This is a genomic window from Ruegeria sp. BH8, from assembly GCF_056538065.1.
In genome coordinates this window covers 22,921-29,314 of the sequence record NZ_JBQFSP010000024.1, presented here as the reverse complement: position 1 = coordinate 29,314, position 6,394 = coordinate 22,921, and the positions used below count along the sequence as shown (strand labels likewise).

General features: G+C 54.0%; 5 protein-coding genes. 1 reads left to right on the top strand and 4 read right to left on the bottom strand.

The annotated features are described in order from the left end of the window. On the top strand, positions 1-220 hold a 220-nt coding region (locus ACR0AD_RS20135; RefSeq protein ID WP_480489316.1), incomplete at its 5' end, for a hypothetical protein. A 180-nt stretch (positions 221-400) separates the two neighbouring features. Here ACR0AD_RS20135 and ACR0AD_RS20130 read toward each other — a convergent pair. The 4 genes from ACR0AD_RS20130 to ACR0AD_RS20115 all read right to left on the bottom strand — a co-directional run bounded on the left by ACR0AD_RS20130 (position 401) and on the right by ACR0AD_RS20115 (position 6,345). Further along, positions 401-2,323, bottom strand: a complete 1,923-nt coding sequence (locus tag ACR0AD_RS20130) for an oxidoreductase (RefSeq protein ID WP_480489320.1) — start codon at positions 2,321-2,323, stop codon at positions 401-403. 127 nt (positions 2,324-2,450) lie between these two features. After that, entirely contained in the window at positions 2,451-3,284 is an 834-nt protein-coding gene (locus tag ACR0AD_RS20125; RefSeq protein ID WP_480489314.1) for a DMT family transporter, read from the bottom strand. A 42-nt stretch (positions 3,285-3,326) separates the two neighbouring features. After that, positions 3,327-3,752, bottom strand: coding sequence for a universal stress protein (locus ACR0AD_RS20120; RefSeq protein ID WP_480489312.1), 426 nt, complete (start codon positions 3,750-3,752; stop codon positions 3,327-3,329). Beyond that, positions 3,745-6,345, bottom strand: a complete 2,601-nt coding sequence (locus ACR0AD_RS20115) for a TRAP transporter permease (RefSeq protein ID WP_480489310.1) — start codon at positions 6,343-6,345, stop codon at positions 3,745-3,747. Before ACR0AD_RS20115 ends, ACR0AD_RS20120 begins: the two co-directional genes overlap by 8 nt. Between the last annotated feature and the right edge of the window lie 49 nt (positions 6,346-6,394).

Genomic DNA, 6,394 nt, shown 5'->3' with positions numbered 1-6,394 from the left:
TTGGAGTAATGTTGGGTCTGTTCCGATTGGGACGGACTCTTATCGTTGGACATTCCGGGCATTCGCTGCACCACGTTTGAATAGGCAAGAAGCGGGACAAACCGGACTTGTGCAATCGCGGCTATTGCTGGCGCAGCATTTCTTTGCGGTGCAACACGACAATTGTCGCGATGCAGCGTATGTCACCAAAGCCGTCCTTCAAACTTCACATGAAGCATGAATTTAAACCTTCCCTTCGCTACAGTAATGGTGCATGCACTAGCAATCATGCCGCAGTGCAATAAGATAGGCTGTCATTTGAGTTGCCCACAGCCTGTCAGCGTGCATCAATCCGTCGACCGTAGACATGTATTAACAAGCAACCGGGCGCACAGAATGACATTATCCTTTGTCCTTCCATCTAGATTTGCTTGCAAAGTCTGTTGGCGTCTAAAATCGCGGCGTGAATACCCCGAGCGGATATGCAGTCACCTATTCTGAACAAAGCATAGGGTGCGGTTTCCTGTTCTCCTGAAGGCAGATTCGGTTGTGTGTCGCCATTCAGGAATACGTCAATATCGAATTTGCCCAAGTTAAGGGCCTTAGTTACGAGGTCAGCATACAGATCATCCATCGGAACCGTTCCGGCATCTAAAACTACTTGGTCAAAAGTCTGGGTACGTTGTTTGTCGCAATACTCATTGCGGAACGTGGCCTGGATATGGTTTCCGTCCCGCGCCAGCTTTGAAAGACGTTCATCCGTCTTTATGCTGACCCCGGCACCATATAGATTACGCAGATGAATGGCGTGGTTGGTCACGCCCACATCCTCCGCGATCATCCGATCCGGTGTAACCAGCTCGACTTTCGCCCCCGCTGCCAGGGCGTATTCTGCTGCTGTGACGCCGCTCTGACTGCCGGTTTCGTCATAAACTAGAACGCTCGACGCGACCGCCACCTCTCCTGACAAGATGTCCCAGGTTGAATTGCCAATAGAGCTGCCGCCTTCCACGATATCCATTTCTGGAATGCCGCCCGTCGCCAAGATCACAACGTCCTTTGTGACGCCTTCAAAGTCGGTCGCATCCACAAGAAAATTAAATCGAAATCTCACGCCGAGTTCGACGCAGCGGTCATAGAGCCACCGTGTTATGCCAAGTAAATTTTGCCGCCATGGGATGCGAGACGCATAGTTGATCTGACCACCAGCGTGTGACTGAGCTTCATAGACAGTCACGGCATGTCCGCGTTCGGCGCATATTCGGGCCGCTTCCAGCCCCGCCGGACCGGCCCCGACGATGACGATGTTGCGTTTCACTTCTGCGGGTTTCGTGTCATGAGTCAGAACCGTTTCACGGCCCGTTATAGCGTTGTGCACGCAAAAGGCATCATTACCGCGATAGATGCGATCGATACAAAACCCGGCCCCGACACAGAGGCGGATTTCGGTGTCTTTGCCCTGCAATTGTTTTCGGACGAGATGAGGGTCAGCGATCTGGGCGCGCGTCATGCCGATGAGGTCCACATACCCTTTTGACACTGCAAAGTTTGCTGTCGCCAGATCCGCGACACCCGCAGCGTGCAACACGGGCAAACCTGTTGCGCCTCGTACCTTGCCCGCCAGTTCGATAAACCGACCGGATGGGAATGCCATGCTTGGGACAGTTTCGGAAACACCCGCCTTGGTCCAATTGGCGCCTCCAGAGACATTGAGGCAATCGACCAATCCAGTCGTTGCGTGTGCTAGGGCGATGGCAATGCCATCGTCTTCGGTGATGCCACCTTCCTGAAACTCATTGGCGGTGAATCTCAGGCTCACAACGAAATTGTCGCGCACAGCATCGCGAATTGCCTCCAGAACTTCCATGCCGAACCGAAGCCGGTTCTCGAAGGAACCGCCGTAATCGTCTGATCGTTTGTTTGACAGCGGGCTCCAGAACTGACCGATCAGATGCCCCGAGACCAGAAGCTCAATCCCGTCGAGTCCCCCATCGCAGCATCGGCGCGCAGCTGCCGCGTAGTCGTGAACAATCCTCCGGATGTCAGACGGCTCCAATACCTTTGGCATTGCACCATGGGCTGGTTCGCGAATGGCGGAAGGGGCCACTGTCGGAAGCCAGTTGCCATTGGTCGGGCGTGTCCGGCGGCCTGCGTGGCTGAGCTGACACATCAGTGCGACTTCGTGTCTATGAATGCGTTTCGCAAAATTCGTCAGGTAGCCCACGACGCGGTCATCGCCGAGGTTCAACTGTCCAAAGGATGCAGGGGAGTCCGCCGAGACCGAAGACGCGCCACCGAACATCGTCATGGACAGGCCACCCTTGGCTTTTCTTCGTGATAGGATTGGTAACGTTCGCCCGGTATTCCATTCTCGGCATATGCCGGGGCGTGACTTGTGCTGATAATCCGATTTTTAAGCGTCAGATGCCTCAGTTTAAAACTGTCGAACAGACGTGGATAGGGAGACGCGTTCATCGGCTCCTCCGTTGGCTGGCAGGTATGGTTAAAACACAAAGGATCAGGCTTGCGATGACAGCGGACGCCCCGAGAATCTGTTGAAGAGAATAACTTTCTTCAAACACAAAGAAACCGATAAGAACCGTCCAGATCAGAGAAGTTAAGCGGAATGGAGCGACATGGCCGGCTTCTGCAAGCATGTAGGCCTTTGCCATCAGGATGAAGGCTGCAGCTTGAAGCGATCCGGCGAGCATGGCACCGCCAGCGTCTGGCATGGAAACCGTAAGCGGGTTTTGCGAAAGTCCGAACAGAGATACAAATACCATGCATAGGGAAGCATACAGTGTCAAAGTCGCGGGCGAAGGTCCTTGATGGGCCAGCTTGCGTGTCCACAGATCACGGCCAGCGCCCATCAAGCCACTGAGCAACGGTAAAAGCACCGCAAACCCGGAAATGCTGAACTGGGGTGCTAGGATAAGATATGCCCCGACAAAGCCTATGCATACATAGACCATCCGCAACACAGAGAACTGTTCGTTTAGGAGAAATGGCGAGAGGACAGCAACGAACAAGATCGCTGAAAAGTCCAATAAAACAGTCACGGCAAATGGCAGGACACTGATGGCCGCGACAAAGGCAAAGACGTTGGCAATCGTGAAAAACGTGCGAATACTCACATCTCGATTTAGTCGTACAGGTCGCCTTGACTTCTTGCCGACTAGTAAAAGAGAACAGACAGCAACTATGGCAATAGATCGAAAAAAGATGATGTCGGCCACGGCCAAGGAACCAGACAGGGATTTCACCACTGCATCATTCGTCACCAAAAATGCCGCACCCAGGCTCATGACCAACGGTGCGGCGTTTGTGTTCCGGACGTTCAAGGGCGACTATTCCCGAACGATCATGACTGAGCAACGTGCATGACGAACGACTTTTGCCGCGTTTGGCCCCAACAAATAATCGCTAAGTTCAGGACGGTGCGATGCCATGACAATAAGAGATGCCCCGACCTTTTCAGCCATGGCCAGGATCTGATCGTAGATCGCGCCATGAGCAACAACGTGGTGCACCTTTAGCCCTGCGAGGTCTTGCGCATTCGAGAAAGCGTGAATTGCCTTTTGTGCAGCTTCAGTCGCGTCATGCGTAAATCCCGAGGGAAAGAACGTCGATGTGAAGCTGTCGAGGGGCTGAACGACCGTTAGGAGGTGAAGGACAGCATCGTAGTCATTTGCAATCTGACATGCCGAGCGAATGGCCTTATGGCTCGCCTCCGGGTGTCCGAGGTCAATCGGAACGAGGATATCATCATACATCTTCGGTCACCTGCTCTTGATTTTTTCGACGCCGTGCCAGTTGCCAGCCGATAATCCCCATCAAGGCAAGGTATGCCGGGATATAGAACCACTCTTTGGCAAGTCGAGCGTTCGGTTTGTTGAGTTCAAGAACTTTCCAATCGAAGTCCACACCCCATTTTTGGGCCGGGCTATCAAAGGCAACATTGTCCACAAACACCCCCTCCGGATCGAAGCGCATTTCCATACCCGTTGCGTCAAGCAGGCGGTCTTCTCCCAGAGCGCCCGTCTCACCAAGCGGAATGGCCACAACACGCTGGATGATGTCTCCGCTGAAATTTTCGCCTTCCATCAGCATCTGTATCTGAGCACCTTTCTCGGCATTTTCGACGACTTGATAGATCGTTTCAGGCTCCACCCTTTCAAACGGCGGTTGAACCCGGTCTAGCCAGAACCCGGGACGCAGAAGAGATAGGGCAATCACAATCATCAGCGCGCTTTCCAACTTGAAACTGCGTACGAAGAAGTACCCTTGTGTCGCCGCCCCAAAAACACACATCGCAATAGTGGACGACACGATGATGAGCGTTGCACTCCACCAGTTTTCGACACCGATCAGCAAAAGCTCTGGATTGAACACAAAGATGAAGGGCAGGATCGCGGTTCGTAGCGAGTAGTAGAATGCCTGAATGCAGGTCTTCATGGGGTCTGAGCGTGCGACAGCGGCGCCCGCGAAACTGTCCACAGCGACCGGTGGCGTCGTTCCAGACATCAGGCCGAAGTAGAAGACAAACAGATGCACCGCAAAGAGCGGGATGATCAGACCGTTCTGTGCCGCCAGCACGACCAGCGGCTGCGCCATCACGCTCGCGACAACAATGTAGTTCGCTGTTGTGGGCAGGCCCATGCCGAGCACGATGCACATGATGGCCGTGAACAGCAGCATGATCATGACATTGCCGCCCGACACCGCATTGATGATCTCGGTCATCAACAGACCCAGACCGGTTAGGGAGACGACGCCGACGATGATACCGGCGGCACCCATGGCAACGGCAATGCCGACCATATTGCGAGACCCGGCAATAAATCCCTGAATGAGATCGCTGAAGCCTTCGCGCAGGCCGTCACTTAGCCCTCCTGTGGTCTCGCCGCGGAAATGAGTCATCAATGGTTTCTGGGTAAGCATGATCGCAACCATAACCATAATGGCCCAAGACACGGCGAGACCCGGGGAGAGCCGTTGCACCATCAGACACCAGATGAGAACCCCGATTGGCAGAGTAAAATGCAGGCCTGCCATAAGGGTGGGTTTAAGCTTTGGAATCTCAACCAGCGGTGCGTTGGGGTCGTCGATCTCAAGCTCTGGGTATCGCGCCGCAATCTTGAGCAACCAGACATAGAGGCCAATCATCAGAACCCCAGCTAAAGGCGTGGCGTAAGCGCCTGCGACCACGCCAAGGCCAGTTGCAACCGCGTACACGCTGCCGGCGACCAGTGCAACGGCCCCAAACCCAAACAGGAAGCGCCCCAAGCTTTGCAGAAGCGTACTTTCCTGAACTTTGGCAAGAACCGGCATGTTGGCCTTAACGGCTTCGAGGTGAACGATATAAAACAGGCCGATATAGCTGACGATAGCAGGGACAAATGCGTGCACGACGACTTCGAAGTAGGTGATGCCGACAAACTCGGTCATCAGAAAGGCAGCCGCTCCCATAACAGGGGGCATGATCTGACCGTTAATCGAGGATGAAACCTCAATCGCACCTGCTTTTTCACTCGAAAAACCGATCCGCTTCATAAGAGGTATTGTAAACGTACCCGTGGTCACAACGTTCGCAATAGCTGAGCCAGAAATCAAACCTGTCAAACCAGATGAGACAACCGCCGCTTTGGCCGGGCCGCCGCGCAGGTGTCCCAGCATAGAAAATGACAATTTGATGAAGAAATTTCCGGCCCCTCCTTTGTCGAGAAGCGCACCAAAGAGGACAAACAGGAAAATGAAGCTGTTGGAGACACCGAGCGGCAGGCCAAAGACGCCTTCGGTTGTCAGCCACATGTGATCAACGTACCGGTTCAGAGAAAAGCCTCGATGCGAGATCAGTTCAGGCAACATTGGCCCGACGAAAACGTAGACCGTGAAAACAGCGGCGACGATGACAAGTGACAGGCCGAGCACTCGGCGGGTGATTTCAAGAACCAGTATGATGCCGAGAATTGCGGAGATGGTTTCTGCGGTGGTTCGAATGCCGCCGGCATTTTCAACCACGTCCCTATAAAACACCAGGATATAGAGCGCGCAGCCCGTAGCAAGGAGGGCAAAAATCCAGTCATAGAGCGGGATGTATTTGCGCGGTGCCGATAGAAAAGCCGGAAAGGTCAGGAAGCCCAGGAACAAGGCAAAGGCCAGATGGATCGCGCGCTGCTGGCTGTCGTCAATCAATCCGATCCCGGTGGTGAACGGCAGAGGCGAAGCCATATAGAGCTGATAAATCGGCCAAAAGATTGCCACACCCAGAATGATTTTTCGTGCCAGCCCCGACGGATCCCGGGCGCCTGTATCATTCTCGGCGATCAGGTCCTCTAATTCTTCTTGATGTGTTTTGTCCGACATGGTCGCCGTCCCCCAGAAGCAAAAAAGGGCGCATCAAACCGACGCGCCC

Excerpts from the sequence above, each read along its gene's own strand:
- ACR0AD_RS20125 (WP_480489314.1), bottom strand. The coding sequence starts at position 3,284 with ATGAGCCTGGGTGCGGCATTTTTGGTGACGAATGATGCAGTGGTGAAA.
- ACR0AD_RS20120 (WP_480489312.1), bottom strand. The coding sequence starts at position 3,752 with ATGTATGATGATATCCTCGTTCCGATTGACCTCGGACACCCGGAGGCG.
- ACR0AD_RS20115 (WP_480489310.1), bottom strand. The coding sequence starts at position 6,345 with ATGTCGGACAAAACACATCAAGAAGAATTAGAGGACCTGATCGCCGAG.